Raw genomic sequence first — 15,189 nt, forward strand, 5'->3', positions numbered from 1 at the left:
ATGAATGACAACCAAAATCAACCTACAGAATATGATGCAGTGCTTGGAGGAGTTTCGCCACCCCCATCCCAAGGCGTTATTTTGGGAGGAATACAAGGCGTTAAACATCGCTTGAATAGTTTAAGTCTTGAAGCCCGAATTGCAGCATTAAGTGAGGCGCTAAATTACGGCAACGAAGGTTTAGATTTAGTAACTGCAGCTTTAAAAGATAAGTTTAGAAAGGTACGTCATGCAGCTATGCAGTTGTTGAAAGAAAGAAGAGAGGAAAAAGCTAAATTAGCTGTACAAAATTACAAATTTTGTAGTAACTTTCGCTTTGAACGATTAAACGAGCTTCCGCTTCCATACGGACACGCTACTACCTTTGCTAATCGAAAAGTCATAGAGGTTGACTCTTTTCCTCAAATTATCGATCCAGCAAAAACGGCTTATGCTTTAAGAGTCTCCAATGATTGGAGTCAAGAGGCACATCAATCTAATATTACTATCCTAGATAAGTTTCAATCACTTCTAAAAGCTCGTCGGGCTAAGGAAATCGAAGCTTTGGTATTTGGCTTCTGTGGTTATACACTTTACCCTATAGTTGATATATTAGTTTCTGCGCGCGAAAATTTTAAAAATCTTAAAGCTGTATTCTTTGGAGACATTGACAATTCGGAATGCGACTCTCGTTCGATTATATTAAATGATATTAGTAAAGTTTTGATCGCCTACCCTAATCTAGAAGTATTAAAAATTCGTTGTTCTGAATATGGATTAGATAAATTAGCATTCGAGCCATTACATCACAATAAATTAAAAGCGCTGATAATTGAATCTGATAAACTGCACCCCGAAGTCCTAAATGAAATTTGCGCTCTTGAACTACCTGCACTGGAATATCTAGAGTTATGGCTAGGAGAAGAAACAGATCATTTTGAAAATTTACCTCTTAAACCCGTGATGCCCATTATTTCCGGTCAGCGATTCTCTAAACTTAAATATTTAGGGCTGCGTCATAGCAATGATTCGGTGTATATTGCTCTTGCCTTAATTGAGTCATCATTAATTGAGCAATTAATAGAGTTAGATATCTCTATGGGCAACTTAGAAGATGATGGCGCGGAATTTTTGTTAAATTGTCCAGCAGTACACCAATTAGATACTCTCAATATCTCTCTCAATTGTTTATCTAATGATATGGTGACTCGGTTAAAACAGTTAGATATAGAAATCATCTGCGACAATTTCACCTATCGAGGTGAGCGATACTGTACTGCTAGTGAATAATTCAAGCCAAAATAATTTACCAATGAATTTAACTATTCTTTATCGCGGTTCATTAGTTAGTTGCAACTATGGTTGTGAATATTGTCCCTTTGCCAAACGCCAGCAAACCGCCGCCGAGTTAACAATTGATAAACAGCAATTAGAACGCTTTGTTAATTGGATAGGCGATCGCCCACAGCACCAGTTTTCAATTCTGTTCACGCCTTGGGGAGAAGCGTTAATTCATTCCTATTACCAACAGGCATTGATAAAATTAACCCAAATGCCTCATGTTAATAAAGCTGCAATCCAAACTAATCTATCGTGTCAATTAGATTGGGTGGAGGAATGCAACAAGGGCAAATTAGCATTGTGGGCAACTTTTCATTCGCAATGGGTTTCGCGCGGCTTGTTCCTTGCCAAATGCCTAGAATTAGATCGTCGCGGTGTTCGTTTCAGTGCGGGTGTTGTGGGTTTTTCGCAGTTCAAAGACGAGATTGCAACTTTGCGTCAAGAGTTACCAGCCCACATTTATCTGTGGATTAATGCAGTTAAGAAAGAACTGGCTAATTTATCCTTAGAAGACCGAAATTTCTTTGAGGAAGTCGATCCTCTATTTTCAGTAAATACTCAAAACTATCCTAGCTTGGGTCATAGTTGCCGCGCCGGAAAATCGGTAATTTCTGTTGATGGTGATGGCAATATGCGCCGTTGTCACTTTATTGCTGAACCAATTGGCAATATCTACGATCGCACCTTTGAATCTGCATTGTTTGAACGCCTCTGTACTAATACCTCCTGTCATTGTCATATCGGTTACGTTCACCTAGATTATTTGGAGTTAGATAAGGTATTTGGTTCGGGAATTTTAGAGCGGATTCCCGATCAATTAATGGGAAAGGCGATCGCGCATCCGTAACTGGTAATACTAATATTGCTCTATAAGTAAAACTCCCATGTCAGAAAATCTCAATCAACCCAGAGAAATTGAAGAAGACACTTAGTGGGCATTTGGGCTATGTCAAATGCGTTGCTATTAGTCCTGATGGACAGTCAATTATAAGTGCAAGCAGCCATGAAGAAATCAAAATTTGGGGTTTGCCTGAACAGATATCTTAGTGTTAGAAGCACTTATTTAACTTTCAACCAACCAAATATATCTGCTGGCGAAATTTGCCAATTTTCCAGTACATCGAGAACGGTTAAATTATCGCTACCGTATTTTACCTCTGGTAATTGCTCTGGTTGAAATACCATCACCGATCTATCATCAGGATCGATAAACCACCCTAGTTTTGTCCCGTGATTAAGACAAAAAATAATTTTATTGATGACACTATTAGCAGCTTGTTCGGGTGATAAAATTTCAATCGTCCAATCTGGGTAGCTTTCAAACCTATTGACAATCTCCCCATTCTCATCAACAGGAATATGTAACCACTCAAATACCGCAATATCTGGAACCTGAGAACGTCCTCCAAATGTGCAGCGTAACTCAGTTAATGCTAAAGCTAACTGACGGGATTTACCGACTTGATTGATAGTAGATGACAACTCAGTTTGAACAATACTATGTTTTCCTTGCGGCATGGGTTTTTGATAGATTTTCCCGTCGATATATTCGCTAGCTGGTTTTGTTTCTGGCAACTGCAAGAAATCTTCAACAGATATCAACAACTGGGACTTTATTGATGACACTATAAATAATTACTCCTGTAATCGTGACTACAATCGCCGATCGCAAATATCTAATTAATCAACTATACCCATTGCCCTACAACTACTCGCACTTTACCATCTTCTAAAACTTCCTCCTCAACTTCAAGCCCCTGTTGGATTGTTGCCATTAATGTTTTGTGGGCGTATTTTTGAGTAATTGAGTTAACAAACTCCTGTTGATTAATTTTCGCTCCCCAAAAGTCGGCAACTATTTCGTAAATTTCGCCGCAATGGGGAAATCCTAAATCGTAACCGTTTTTTTGGCGAATTACATACTCCGATTGAGTGGTATTGCCATGATAGCCAAGCACATTAATATTGCATTCAACTTGATAACCCAATTCTTGCAATACTTGAAAAAGAGTATCGCTGTTTTTAATTTGAACTTTGATTGTTGTAAAGTGAGACATTTTAGTTTTTGATACTGTTGTTAACTTGCTTCAATCAACTTCTAACGGCGAAATCTCTGGCTGAATTATACGTTGCTCAATTCTGCGGCTAGTTAAGTGTCACTAGACGCGGTTCTTGCGCCTGCTTCGGCTACCCATTGTTTCAAAGCTTCAATTTGCGTTCATAGCTAAAGGCACAGTTTGGGCGATCGCCTGTGCTATATCCTCTGTAACAAAATCCCGGCGCTGTCCATCTTTCATTGCAAAGGCTTGGTGCATCGCATCAACAATTACTTGCTCGATTTCTGCACCGCTAAAATTAGGGCTGGCTTTGGCTAATATAGCTAAATCAAATTCTCGTAAACGGTTGGGGCGTAATTTTTGTAAATGTACCTTAAAAATCTCCTAAGGTGATGTATTGTTGCTGGCGATCGCTCAACGGAGTCTCGTAAACTTGATTGCGCTCGAAATTCGTCATTTCGCCCCTAAAACTTAATTAGCGTGACATTACCGCCCTAACTGACGAAGACCATCAACGTTGTTACTTTATATATCAAATGAGAGAACAATCTTTTTGCTCCGGACTAAATTTAAGTTTATGGGTCAACTCATCGAACTAGCAATAGTATTGAAGGTAGAAATTGAGTAATTGCTGTTCTTGGTCGAAAAGACTTAGAGAATTTTTTATCAAAGCAATAGGGACTACAACACCCTACTTGTCTGCCTAAATAATTCTGAGGTCAAAATAAGTCCCGATACTTAGAGAACGAGTTAAAATTCTTTTAATTGGTATCTGATAGTTGCACTCTTGCTGATCGCTGTGAAGTGCGAGGTATTCTCCGCCCTTAAAAAGGAGGGAATTTCTGAGAAGCGCAAGTTATGAGCCAAAACTCTGTGTAGGAGCTAATTTAATGATTGCAGATATCAAAGTTCAACTTTTACAACAGGCACAGGCGGCGCACAATGTAGGTAACTGGGAAATAGTTATTCAATGCTTGCAACAACTGGTAATTGTAGATATTGAGCAAGAAGCAAGTCAAATATTGGATTTAGCTCAAACAGTTTTGATTGAAGGCGATTTTTCTCAGCGTTGGGATATTGCGAAAGTGTTTCCCCGTTTAGGTGCAAATGTGGGAATTGGTATTGATCGCGCCATCGCTCCAATAGTAGAAATTGTTAAAAATGAAGAAGATGAAGAATTGCGCTGGTATGCAGCCAGGATTTTAGGGGAATTTAATCATCCGACTAAAGCGATCGCAGCTTTAGTTGACTTGCTCAAATCCTCCGAAAATGACGAATTAACCTCAATGGTAGCCAGCGCTTTAGGACAAATTGGCAACCCGGCTGTTGCTGCATTAAAGGAATTATTAGCAGAGGAAACTACACGCCTAATCGCTGTACAATCACTATCTCACATCCGGCGCTCAGAAATAATTGCCCCATTATTAACAGTAGTTAAAGATCCAGATGCCAAGATTAGAAAAACTTCCATTGAAGCTTTGGGGAGTTTTCATAACGCAGAGATTCCGCCAGTTTTGCTTGAGGCTTTAGACGATATTTCCGCACCAGTGAGAAAAGAAGCTGTTACAGGTTTAGGTTTTCGCTCTGACGTGCGAGAAGAATTAAACTTAGTAGATAAGTTAATCCCTCGGTTGTACGACTTTAATCTAGAGGTTTGCTGTACTGCGGCAGTTTCTCTAGGTAGATTGGGAGGCGACATCGCTACCAATGCTTTAAAATCTGTGCTAACTTCTCCTCTTACGCCGATAAACTTGCAATTAGAATGTATCAGAGCTTTGGGTAGAATAGAGACACCTCTAAGCTTGCAATATCTGCGCTCTTGCTTAAACGAACATTCCTTCCCCGTGCAACAAGAGGTTGTCAAGGTTTTAGGACAAGTACAAAAATTAAAAGTAATCGCCGGGGAGATTTTAATCGAAGCTTTGCAATTATCAAACACTCTGACTAGCGCGATCGCTTTATCATTGGGACGATTGGGCGAACTTCAAGCAATAGATCCCTTAATAAATTTACTTGCTAATCCAGATACAGGAGTTAGGTTACACACGATCGCAGCTTTACAACAACTAGCCCCAGTTCAAGCGTACCAACAACTACAACATCTAAATAACGATTCTAAAATTACCTCAGAACTTACTCAAGGCATAGAATTTGCATTGCAAGAATGGCAACAAATATAAGCAGTCGTAAGCTAGTTGTAACAATCTCTACCAAAACCTAGTTCTAGATCGAGTAATTTTAGACTTGGGGATATAAATGTAATTCAGGCTACAAACAAAATGCGGCTAGAGCAGTTGCAAGCTTTTTTAGCGATCGCCGATACGGGCAGTTTTCAGCAAGCAGCGCGAAAATGTGGGGTGACTCAATCAACCATTAGTCGCCAAATTCAAGCATTAGAAGCCGATTTAGGTGTAGCTTTGTTTCATCGCAACGCGGCTACTACCTTAACTTTAGGCGGCGATCGCTTTTTGCCTCGCGTCCGCAAAATTTGCCAAGAGTGGCGCACGGCAACAGAAGAATTAGCCGATTTAGTGGCAGGAAAACAGCCAGAATTATGTGTTGCGGCAATTCATTCAATTTGCTCTCATTTTTTGCCGCCAGTGCTGCAACAATTTTGCCGCGACTATCCAGACGTACAGTTGCGCGTAACATCTTTAGGCAGCGATCGCGCTTTAAAAGTGCTTAAAGATGGCATGGTAGATTTGGCGATCGTCATGAATAATCGCTTTTTAACTGCTAGTTCTGAGATGGTAGTACAAGTGCTATACGATGAACCTATTGAGGTGCTAATGGCAGCAACTCACCCGCTTACAGCCTATGAATGGATACCTTGGGCGGAGTTAACTTGCTACCCACAGGTAGTATTTAAAGATGGCTATGGGATGCAACGGTTGGTACAAGACAGGTTTGATCGCGAAGGTGCAATACTCCAAGCAGTTGTAGAGGTAAATACTCTTGATGCTTTCCGGGGGGTAGTACGTCAAGGGGATATGGTTGCTTTGCTGCCACAATCGGCATTAATAGAAGCTCGTAACGATCCTACTCTGGCAGTGCGAGTATTGGGCAACGGCAGAAACGATTTGACACGCCGAGTTGTGATGGTAACTACCCAAGATCGGCTAAAAATTCCCCCAATTCGTCGTTTTTGGGACTTGGTACAAGCATCTATCCCAGTGCCGGAAAAGATAGAAACAAGTGCTTAAATTGGGAATTGGTAATTGGTAATTGGTAATTGGGAATAGGTAATGGATGAGTATTGTATTTAGAGAATTTTTAAAAAAAGTAGGTAGTGGGGTGCATACGGGAGAAGATTTGACCCGCGCGGAGTCAATGGCGGCAACAAAAATGATGCTACTAGCTTCGGCAACCCCCGCCCAAATCGGTGCATTTATGATCGCCCACCGGATTAAGCGCCCGACGGGAGAAGAATTAGCCGGAATGCTTGATGCTTACACAGAATTAGGGGCAAAACTGCAACCAATTAATTCAGCGATCTCGCCAATTGTGATGGGAATACCCTATGATGGCAGGTCGCGTACTGCACCAATTAGCCCCATAACAGCGTTACTTTTAGTTACGGCAAATCAGCCAGTAATTATGCACGGGAGCGAGCGATCGCCTACTAAGTACGGATTACCATTAATAGAGATTTGGCAAGGCTTAGGCGTTGATTTTAGTAAGCTATCTTTGGCGCAAACTCAACAGGTATTTGAGACAACAGGACTAGGATTTGTCTACTTACCTCAACACTTTAGTCAAGCACAAGTCATATTTGATTACCGCGATCAAATCGGCAAACGTCCGCCCTTTGCGACAATGGAATTAGTCTGGTGTCCTTATGCTGGGGATGCTCATATTATTGCTGGCTTTGTACATCCGCCCACTGAAGGAATGTTTCAAGGCGCTTTAACTTTGCGGGGAACAAGTAGTTTTACAACCGTTAAGGGATTAGAAGGTAGTTGTGACTTACCGCGCGATCGCACGGCAATTATCGGCGTATTTAAGGACAATGCTTTAGTAGAACACTTGCACCTATCCGCCCGTGACTATGATTTTAGTAACAGAAATGTACCTCTAACTTCCACTCCAGAGTTAATAGCCGCTATGGAAACAGTCTTGCAAGGTAAACCCTCTGAATTAATGCAAAGTGCCTTGTGGAATGGCGGTTTTTATCTGTGGCGTAGCGGTATTTGCTCCGATATGCGATCGGGTATTGCCAAAGCAGAAGAATTATTAATTGGCGGTGAAGTTGCCCAAAAACTAGAACAAATTAGTCAATTTGTGGCTTCAGTTTAAATTAAACCAGCTTAAAAAAGTTTGGATTAGCAGCCAGATATTTAAGCCAGCGATCGTGAAGGCTACTGTCCATGCAAGTATCTTCAACCATAAAGGATTAACAAATTCTCCCATCAGGCGACGTTTACTTGTAAACATTACCAGTGGGAATACCGCAAAAGATAACTGTAGACTTAAAACAACTTGGCTAGAAACTAGCAAACTTCCGGTACTTTCTTCACCAAACAAAATAATTGTAATTACCGCCGGAACGATCGCCAGCATTCTAGTTGCCAAACGACGCAACCAAGAAGGTAAACGTAGGTGTAAAAAGCCTTCCATTACAATTTGCCCAGCCAAGGTTGCTGTCAGCGTTGAACTTTGCCCTGAAGCCAGTAAAGCCAACCCAAAAATAGCACTAGCCGCGCCAACTCCTAACAATGGTGAGAGAAGTTTGTAAGCATCCTGAATTTCTGCGACATCTTGATTACCGGAAAAATGAAACGTAGCCGCCGAAACAATTAAAATAGCTGAATTGATAAATAATGCTAAAGATAAAGCCACTGTCGAATCAATCGTACCAAACTTAATCGCTTCCCATTTTTTTTCGCTAGTGGGTTGAAAGTCGCGGGTTTGCACAATAGATGAATGTAAATATAAATTGTGCGGCATTACCGTCGCCCCTAGAATACCGATCGCAATGTAAAGCATTTCTGGATTTTGTAAAATCTCCAACTTAGGTGCATATCCTAGTAAAATCCCTCCAGCATCAGGTTGAGAAAAAATAATTTCGGCAGTAAAACAGATACCCACCGTTGCTACTAGCGTAATTACCAGTGCTTCCACGTACCGAAAGCCTTTATTTTGCAAAAATAACAATACAAGTATATCTATCGCTGTAATGCACACTCCCCATAGTAAAGGAATCCCAAACAGCAGTTGCAGAGCGATCGCACTTCCCAATAACTCCGCTAAATCACAAGCTGCGATCGCAATTTCACACAGTACCCACAAACAAAAGTTAATCCGGGGACTAAAATAATCTCGGCAAGCTTGGGCTAAATCTCGTCCTGTGGCTACACCCAACCGCACACACAACGACTGTAGCAAGATCGCCATCAAATTTGAAACCAAAATCACCGATAGCAATGTATAGCCAAATTTAGACCCTCCAGCAATATCTGTTGCCCAGTTACCAGGATCCATATAGCCGACAGAAACAAGATAACCCGGCCCAGCATAAGCCAGCATCTTGCGCCAAAAGCCTTTACCTTCAGGGATTTTAATACTCCGATGAACTTCCGGGAGGCTAGGACGATTTTCTGGGGTAGTCATTCATTTTGCCGCTTGCTGTTCTCATAATATTTTCATAATCTTAGCAAATTATCAATAACAAGCGTTCGATTAGTATCGGTGCAAAAGCCTACAAGATAGACAGGAAAAGCATCTTAGCAATTATAAAATATTGCTTTGTTTATATTTTTGTAGACTACGAATTTTGATGTAGAGACGTTGCAATGCAATGTCTCTACATTGGTTTTTAGATCGCGCTTTGGGTGTGTTTGGATTAGCAACGATGTGGGAGCGGTATTTGCTGACGTAAGAGTTGCTTTAGCAGCGATTTTTAACGCTACTAGAGTGTTGAAATAGGTTGAGCGTAAACGATCGCCGGAACTCGTTTAAAAGCTGGCGTACCCGATCGCACATCAATCCTGGCTTTAAAAATAGCATTAGCTTCAGGGTAAAACATCAATGCCGCACCTTGCCTAACGCTGCCGTAAATAACCTCTACATTCTCTAATTTGCCTGCGTCTCCTTGGACAGTGACAAGAGCGCGACTTTCTAAGTTTGCTTTCTCTGCGTCTTTATGGTTCATTAAAATACAATTGCGATGGGGCATTCCGCGATACTGGTCATGTAACTTATAAACAACCGTATTGTGCTGGGAATAACTACGCGCTGTAATCAAAGCTATAACTACATTTGGCACAGACTCAGACACGCCAAAATCTTCCTGAGTTGGTAAGGTAAGATCGGGTAAAGGAGTCGCAAACATTATTGCTTTTCCCGAAGGAGTGGGAAATTTTGGTTCAGTAAAAATGCGTCCTGAAATTGTAAATTCTTCTTTTGTTGCATCAATTTGAGCGATTTTTTCGTAACCAGGAATTGTTTGGGCAATTAGTTGACGGACGTATTGCGGATTTTGCAACTTTAGCCAATTAATCGGCGAAACGCCATGCAAGCGATGGGCAAGTTGCGTCAAAAACTCCACCTCAGAAATTAAATCTGCATCTTTAAGGTGGGTTGTACCTTCATCGCTCAATCGGACAAAATTATTACCAGATTCACTCGTTGTTTTGTGGGGATTCTCAAATCGAGCAAATACGGGAATAACGATTGTATTTTTTTTCCCTAACCCGTGAAAATGTCCGAGATTGGGCTTAGTGGCAAGATAGATAACAGTGTCAATTTTAGCTAAAGCTCGTTTTGCCTGGGTAGAGTCGGGATTTGCTGAAAATAAATTTCCACCCAAACAGATTAGAGTATCTACTTTCCCAGCATCCGCCGCTTCTATAAGCTTGCGCGTATCGTATCCTGAAGCCAATTCAAGACTTCGCCCCAAAAGTTTCTCTAAAGCCGTTTTAATCTCTTTTTTCAGGTGAATAGTTACACCCATAGATCCGAAGCCTTGGACGTTAGAATGTCCGCGTATCGGCATTGTTCCCGCGCCTGCTTTGCCTGCATTGCCTGTAATTAAAGCAGTATTAGCAATACTAAAAACATTATCTACACTGTTTGCTTGCTGAGTTACGCCCATCGCCCAACCAAAGACAACCAATTGAGAACTAGAAATTACTTTAGCGGCGGATTCTATCTCACTTTTTGTCACGCCGCAAGTATTAGTAATAGTTTCCCAACTGGTAGAAGTAGCGCTTTCTAATACTGCTTCCCAACCTTCGGTATGAGCTTGCAAATAAGCAGTTTTAACTAAACCTTGCTCAATTAGATATTTTTGAATACCCACAAATAAAGCAACATCGCTACCGGGAATTGGTTGTAAGTAAAGATTTGCTATATCTGATCCTGTAAGCAAAGACTTTATGGGAAAAGCTGGCGAACCAAACTTAACTAAACCAATTTCAACAATGGGATTAATGACAATTACTTTACCACCGCGATCGCGCAACTTAATTAGTTCGTTCATCAAACGCGGATGGTTGTAGGCGGGGTTTGAACCAATTAATACTACACAGTCTGACTTCTCTAGGTTCTCCAAACTTACCATCGAAGTACCAAAACCAAACATCTGTTTAAGTGCTGTAGTTGAAGGGGCATGGCATAAATCCGAGCAATCTGCCAAATTATTAGAACCAAGCACCCGCATCATTAATTGTAATAAGTAAGCCGCTTCATTAGAAGAACGTCCCGAACTATAAGAGGCGACTCTCTCCGGCTGCTTTTGAAAGGCATCAGTAGCGATATTGTATATCTCTTGCCAAGAAATGCGATCGTAATGAGATTGTCCTTCTCTCAAAATCATCGGAAAGCTGAGTCTCCCCAATCTATCAGCTTCGTAAGAAGTCAGCTTTTGCAACTGTTCGATAGTATTTTCAGTAAAAATAGAAACTGGGACGGGAGGTTTAATTTCTGCTGAAATTGCCTCAACACTTTTCATACAGCGCTGGAGTTTTTCACCATTTTCATTAGTAAAGCCGCCTTTTTGTCCCCCCGTTCCCCAAGCACAGGATAAGCAAGCGCTTTTATGTAGTAAGGTTTGCCACAATTTCGCCCCTTCTGGTGATAGAGTATGCTTTGCCCAATACTCAATTATTGGTAAACTGCCTCCAATATTAGGTGTTGCGTCATTTTTATCTTCTAGGAGTGGGTTAGATTGATTATCAGTTGTTTGATCTAGATCCATACCGCTTATGTTCTCCTAGAAGAATTGAACTAATAATATTTTAGGCGAAGTCCCCAGCGTCATAACTAACAATTGTTTTAAATACTTGCTTAGAAACATGAAAAAACTAACCCGCCGTACTTTTATTACTACAGCAACTTTCGCCACAGGTTTTGCTTTAGCCGTACAACCTATTTCTGCCAAAGTAATTACCACTGACTCCAAGGGATTAATTGCCGGAATGGTCAAAGTTCCGGTCAAAGATGGCGAAATTCCAGCTTATCGGGCGATGCCTAGCACGGGTGAAAATTTCCCTATTGTTTTGGTGATTCAAGAGATTTTTGGTGTACACGAACATATACAAGATGTTTGCCGCCGCTTTGCTAAACTTGGCTATAGTGCGATCGCGCCGCAATTATTTATCCGTCAAGGCGATGTTCTGCGCCTAAGTAATATTGACGAAATCCGCAAAGTAGTAGCCAAAGTACCCGACGAGCAAGTTTTATCCGATTTAGATGCGACGGTAAACTGGGTAATAAAGTCAGCAAAGGGTAATGCTAATAGATTAGGAATTACAGGCTTTTGCTGGGGTGGGCGCATTACTTGGCTGTACGCCGCTCACAATCCAAAAGTTAAAGCTGGTGTAGCTTGGTATGGGCGATTAGTGGGGGATAAAACTAATTTAACTCCCAATCATCCTGTTGATATTGCCTCTAACTTAAAAGTCCCTGTTTTAGGGCTTTATGGCGGTAAAGATACAGGTATTCCTTTAGAAACTGTAGAGCAAATGCGCCAAGCCTTGAATAAAAACAATAAATCTGAAATTATTGTTTATCCTAATGCACCCCACGCCTTCTTTGCCGATTATCGCCCCTCCTACCGCCAAAAAGAAGCAAAACTTGGCTGGCAACGCCTCCAAGCCTGGTTTAAGCAGCACGGTGTTTAAAAAATGCTACTTTTACCTTACTCGCCGATCACCAAATCGTTATCAAAATAGTCATACTAAGGCTAAACCTTAAATTTTTTGTTGGCGCTCAAACTCTCAAAGCTGGTCTAGGCATTGTTTTAAATAAAGCCGATGGCGGGATTTGAACCCGCGGCCAACTGATTACGAATCAGTTACTCTACCACTGAGCCACATCGGCACACAATTTATTATCTTATCAGTTTTAAATCATCATGGTCAAACCACCGAATAACAAACGTTTCACAAACGAGCAATATGATCGCCTAAAGGCTGAAGCCGCCGCACCTTACCGAGGGCTACGAAAGTTTATATATATAGCTTTTGGTGCTTCGGGCTTTGTGGGCGCACTGGTATTTTTGGCGCAAATAGCCGCCGGAAAAGAGGCGGATGCGCCGCTATCCAACCTTGCTTTGCAAGTAGGAGTTGTTGCTTTAATGGTTTTCCTATTCCGTTGGGACAAAGAATCACCAAAAATTCCTAAGTAAGATTATTGTTATTTCAGCAATTTTATTTACTTTAATTAAAAAATAAACACCTACAGACAACAAAGATAAAGAAATTATTAGGGAATCTACTTAATTTGCTAGATGCTGCAATGATAGAAATTAATTGCAACAGGGTTAAATAATTTAAAAACCCTGAATATAAAACGAACACTTTAACATCGGGTCAATTATATATAAGACCCAGCCGATCATAAAACTAAAACGCCAGAGTCTCTAATCGGATCTGGCGTTTTTTAATTGCAATTAAGGAACTCGGACAACGTAGGGAGATGCGATCGCTTGAGCGCGTCCAGTATTCACCAAAGCTTGATAAACAAAGGCTGCAACCTCCGCGCGCGTAGCATCGCGGTTAGGGTTCAACTGTGTAGGAATAGGATAATTTACCACTAATTGCCTTACTGTCGCCGCCGATACGGGATCGGTAGCATAGTTAGGAATTTGCGCCGCATCAGCGTAAGTAGCCAAAGCATTGGGATTATTCGCTGAGAGTTTTAGACCATTAGCTAAAGAAACTAGAGACTGTACGCGAGGAATTGCTTGCTGCGGTTGAAATAATCCGCCGGGATACCCTGCTACAAAGCCGCCCTTGTAAGCAGTTTGGATTGCTTGATAAGCCCAGAAATTCTGCTTAACATCTGTAAATTCTTGCGCTTCTCGCATTGATGGCGGCGCAAAAGCTTTACTAAGAATTGTTGCAAATTGAGCGCGAGTTACTGGATCTGTGGGCTTAAATGAGCCATCAGGAAAACCAGCAATTACATTTTTAGCAATCAAAGCCTCAATATAAGGTTGCGCCCAATAACCCTGAATATCGCGGAATGTACCTTGTCTAATTGCTGGGCGGTTGACTGTAGCCGCAACAAAAGTTACATTACCAGAGATTTTTTCTGGCTCAATATCGTTACCAGTTGCCGTAATTGTATTACTGCGCGTTGAGTTGTAGACATCATAACGAGTATTATTGCGGATGAGATTATTCCCTGGATTTTCCGCCGTACCAATATCTGGTTGGGCGCTGGCGGTAATAACCACCCCATCTTGTTTACTGTTTTCAATGAAATTACTGCGTAGTGTAGGACGAGCAGAATCAGAAATAAACAGCCCTACTCGATTTTGGTAAAGTTGGTTATTAGCAACTTGTGGCGTAGAAGTACCACCAATAGCCAAACCAAAACCAGTATCCAAAAATAAGTTATTGCGAATTTGACCGCTTGCAGTTTTAGCTATAGAAATACCATTACCACTATTTTGCGTAAAAACATTGTTCTCAATAATGGGGTTAGCATTACCCGTCACAAAAATACCATCGCGGTTATTGATCGTAAAAGTATTATTTTTGATGGTGGGATTAGTAGACTCAATCCATAAACCTGTACCCCGACTACTAGGGTTAGCGATCGTCACTCCTGCAACTGTACCGCCAGAGTCAGCACGAATTGTCACGTTTTGACGAGCAAAAGTAGGGCTAACATAATTACCACTACCAATAATTACTCTAGTTTGACCTTTGGTAGACTCATCGCCGCTCAAAGTTACGCCGGACTTGATATTTAGGGGAAAAACTTCGCCACTCGTCGCGCTATAAATTCCTGGCGCTAGTTGGACGACGCTGCCCGATTGTGCTTGATTGAGCGCTGAAGAAATGGTCTTGTAAGGCGCTTGGGCGCTCCCTGTGGCATTATCTGCACCATTTACCGGATCTACATAAATAACCGATCCGCTTGTAGGATTTGGGGTAGTTGTAGGGGATGGTGTAACTGTAGGGGTAGGCGATGGTGTAACTGTAGGGGTAGGCGATGGTGTAGGCGTGGGTGGAAATAGCGGGGTTGGCGTAGGCGATGAAGTTGGTACAACTACTGGCGATGGTGTAACTGTAGGGGTAGGCGATGGCGATGAGTTGGGTACAGTGGGGACAATAACTTGAGCAATGGTAGATGCGATCGCCTTATTCTTAAATAATATTGCTCCACCGCCCACAACTAAAGCTGCGGCTAGTATTGCCTGTAAATGTAAGCTATTGGTATAAAAAGTCTTCAATTGATGTTGATCGAAACCCTGTTTAGGCATTGTGCTTGCTAATATTAATGTCTTGAATTACGTTACGTTGATTTGGTAAAAAGGCAAAAACTTTTTACTTTTCTTTAACAAAAAGTTTCTCAATTT

13 protein-coding genes, 1 tRNA gene and 1 pseudogene are annotated in these 15,189 nt (G+C 41.4%); 8 read left to right on the top strand and 7 right to left on the bottom strand.

What is annotated here, in order from left to right; genetic code table 11:
* From C7B70_RS05190 to C7B70_RS28680, 3 genes are all read left to right on the top strand, one after another.
* Entirely contained in the window at window positions 1–1,269 is a 1,269-nt protein-coding gene (locus C7B70_RS05190; protein ID WP_106368001.1) for a hypothetical protein, read from the top strand.
* A 22-nt stretch (window positions 1,270–1,291) separates the two neighbouring features.
* Window positions 1,292–2,167 (top strand): STM4011 family radical SAM protein, encoded by an 876-nt coding sequence (locus C7B70_RS05195; RefSeq protein WP_106368068.1) that lies wholly within the window; start codon window positions 1,292–1,294, stop codon window positions 2,165–2,167.
* A 68-nt stretch (window positions 2,168–2,235) separates the two neighbouring features.
* A complete protein-coding gene (locus tag C7B70_RS28680) occupies window positions 2,236–2,367 on the top strand; it encodes a hypothetical protein (protein ID WP_369831811.1) in 132 nt (43 codons plus the stop codon).
* A gap of 12 nt (window positions 2,368–2,379) precedes the next feature.
* Here the strand turns inward: C7B70_RS28680 and C7B70_RS05200 are convergent, their stop codons facing one another.
* The 3 genes and pseudogenes from C7B70_RS05200 to C7B70_RS28685 form a co-directional block, all read right to left on the bottom strand.
* On the bottom strand, window positions 2,380–2,949 hold the full coding sequence (locus C7B70_RS05200) for a Uma2 family endonuclease (RefSeq protein ID WP_199192078.1): 570 nt from the start codon (window positions 2,947–2,949) through the stop codon (window positions 2,380–2,382).
* Between the two features lie 59 nt (window positions 2,950–3,008).
* Window positions 3,009–3,377: a DUF1257 domain-containing protein gene (locus tag C7B70_RS05205; RefSeq protein WP_106368003.1), complete on the bottom strand. Its 369-nt coding sequence runs from the start codon at window positions 3,375–3,377 to the stop codon at window positions 3,009–3,011.
* A 285-nt stretch (window positions 3,378–3,662) separates the two neighbouring features.
* Window positions 3,663–3,758: pseudogene (locus C7B70_RS28685) on the bottom strand (hypothetical protein); the annotation flags it as partial.
* 509 nt (window positions 3,759–4,267) lie between these two features.
* On the opposite strand from C7B70_RS28685, the gene C7B70_RS05215 reads away from it, so the two are divergent.
* The 3 genes from C7B70_RS05215 (at window position 4,268) to C7B70_RS05225 (ending at window position 7,673) form a co-directional block, all read left to right on the top strand.
* Window positions 4,268–5,557 carry a HEAT repeat domain-containing protein gene (locus C7B70_RS05215; protein WP_106368004.1) on the top strand — a complete coding sequence of 430 codons (1,290 nt, stop codon included), beginning with the start codon at window positions 4,268–4,270 and terminating at the stop codon, window positions 5,555–5,557.
* A gap of 99 nt (window positions 5,558–5,656) precedes the next feature.
* Window positions 5,657–6,580, top strand: coding sequence for a LysR family transcriptional regulator (locus C7B70_RS05220; RefSeq protein ID WP_106368005.1), 924 nt, complete (start codon window positions 5,657–5,659; stop codon window positions 6,578–6,580).
* A gap of 46 nt (window positions 6,581–6,626) precedes the next feature.
* Window positions 6,627–7,673: an anthranilate phosphoribosyltransferase family protein gene (locus C7B70_RS05225; RefSeq protein WP_106368006.1), complete on the top strand. Its 1,047-nt coding sequence runs from the start codon at window positions 6,627–6,629 to the stop codon at window positions 7,671–7,673.
* On the opposite strand, the gene C7B70_RS05230 is transcribed toward C7B70_RS05225, so the two are convergent.
* A complete protein-coding gene (locus C7B70_RS05230; protein ID WP_106368007.1) occupies window positions 7,665–8,987 on the bottom strand; it encodes an Nramp family divalent metal transporter in 1,323 nt (440 codons plus the stop codon). The two genes, C7B70_RS05225 and C7B70_RS05230, sit on opposite strands and share 9 nt — an antisense overlap.
* Window positions 8,988–9,285: 298 nt before the next feature.
* Window positions 9,286–11,574 (bottom strand): FdhF/YdeP family oxidoreductase, encoded by a 2,289-nt coding sequence (locus tag C7B70_RS05235; protein WP_199192069.1) that lies wholly within the window; start codon window positions 11,572–11,574, stop codon window positions 9,286–9,288.
* 97 nt (window positions 11,575–11,671) lie between these two features.
* Between C7B70_RS05235 and C7B70_RS05240 the strand changes: the two genes are divergently transcribed.
* Entirely contained in the window at window positions 11,672–12,499 is an 828-nt protein-coding gene (locus C7B70_RS05240; protein ID WP_106368008.1) for a dienelactone hydrolase family protein, read from the top strand.
* A gap of 127 nt (window positions 12,500–12,626) precedes the next feature.
* On the opposite strand, the gene C7B70_RS05245 is transcribed toward C7B70_RS05240, so the two are convergent.
* Window positions 12,627–12,698: transfer RNA gene (locus tag C7B70_RS05245), tRNA-Thr, on the bottom strand.
* Between the two features lie 34 nt (window positions 12,699–12,732).
* Between C7B70_RS05245 and C7B70_RS05250 the strand changes: the two genes are divergently transcribed.
* Complete coding sequence (locus C7B70_RS05250; RefSeq protein WP_106368009.1) at window positions 12,733–13,005, top strand: DUF3493 domain-containing protein; 273 nt, start codon at window positions 12,733–12,735, stop codon at window positions 13,003–13,005.
* A gap of 264 nt (window positions 13,006–13,269) precedes the next feature.
* Here C7B70_RS05250 and C7B70_RS05255 read toward each other — a convergent pair whose 3' ends face one another.
* Window positions 13,270–15,093, bottom strand: a complete 1,824-nt coding sequence (locus tag C7B70_RS05255; protein WP_106368010.1) for a DUF1565 domain-containing protein — start codon at window positions 15,091–15,093, stop codon at window positions 13,270–13,272.
* Between the last annotated feature and the right edge of the window lie 96 nt (window positions 15,094–15,189).

It is taken from the genome of Chlorogloea sp. CCALA 695, from assembly GCF_003003885.1.
Lineage (GTDB): Bacteria > Cyanobacteriota > Cyanobacteriia > Cyanobacteriales > Chroococcidiopsidaceae > Aliterella.

What these genes read in the sequence shown, in the direction of transcription:
- C7B70_RS05250 (WP_106368009.1), top strand. Translation starts at nt 12,733, where the DNA reads ATGGTCAAACCACCGAATAACAAACGTTTCACAAACGAGCAATATGAT.
- C7B70_RS05240 (WP_106368008.1), top strand. Translation starts at nt 11,672, where the DNA reads ATGAAAAAACTAACCCGCCGTACTTTTATTACTACAGCAACTTTCGCC.
- C7B70_RS05205 (WP_106368003.1), bottom strand. Translation starts at nt 3,377, where the DNA reads ATGTCTCACTTTACAACAATCAAAGTTCAAATTAAAAACAGCGATACT.
- C7B70_RS05215 (WP_106368004.1), top strand. Translation starts at nt 4,268, where the DNA reads ATGATTGCAGATATCAAAGTTCAACTTTTACAACAGGCACAGGCGGCG.
- C7B70_RS05255 (WP_106368010.1), bottom strand. Translation starts at nt 15,093, where the DNA reads ATGCCTAAACAGGGTTTCGATCAACATCAATTGAAGACTTTTTATACC.
- C7B70_RS05230 (WP_106368007.1), bottom strand. Translation starts at nt 8,987, where the DNA reads ATGACTACCCCAGAAAATCGTCCTAGCCTCCCGGAAGTTCATCGGAGT.
- C7B70_RS05225 (WP_106368006.1), top strand. Translation starts at nt 6,627, where the DNA reads ATGAGTATTGTATTTAGAGAATTTTTAAAAAAAGTAGGTAGTGGGGTG.
- C7B70_RS05195 (WP_106368068.1), top strand. Translation starts at nt 1,292, where the DNA reads ATGAATTTAACTATTCTTTATCGCGGTTCATTAGTTAGTTGCAACTAT.
- C7B70_RS05220 (WP_106368005.1), top strand. Translation starts at nt 5,657, where the DNA reads ATGCGGCTAGAGCAGTTGCAAGCTTTTTTAGCGATCGCCGATACGGGC.
- C7B70_RS05190 (WP_106368001.1), top strand. Translation starts at nt 1, where the DNA reads ATGAATGACAACCAAAATCAACCTACAGAATATGATGCAGTGCTTGGA.
- C7B70_RS05235 (WP_199192069.1), bottom strand. Translation starts at nt 11,574, where the DNA reads ATGGATCTAGATCAAACAACTGATAATCAATCTAACCCACTCCTAGAA.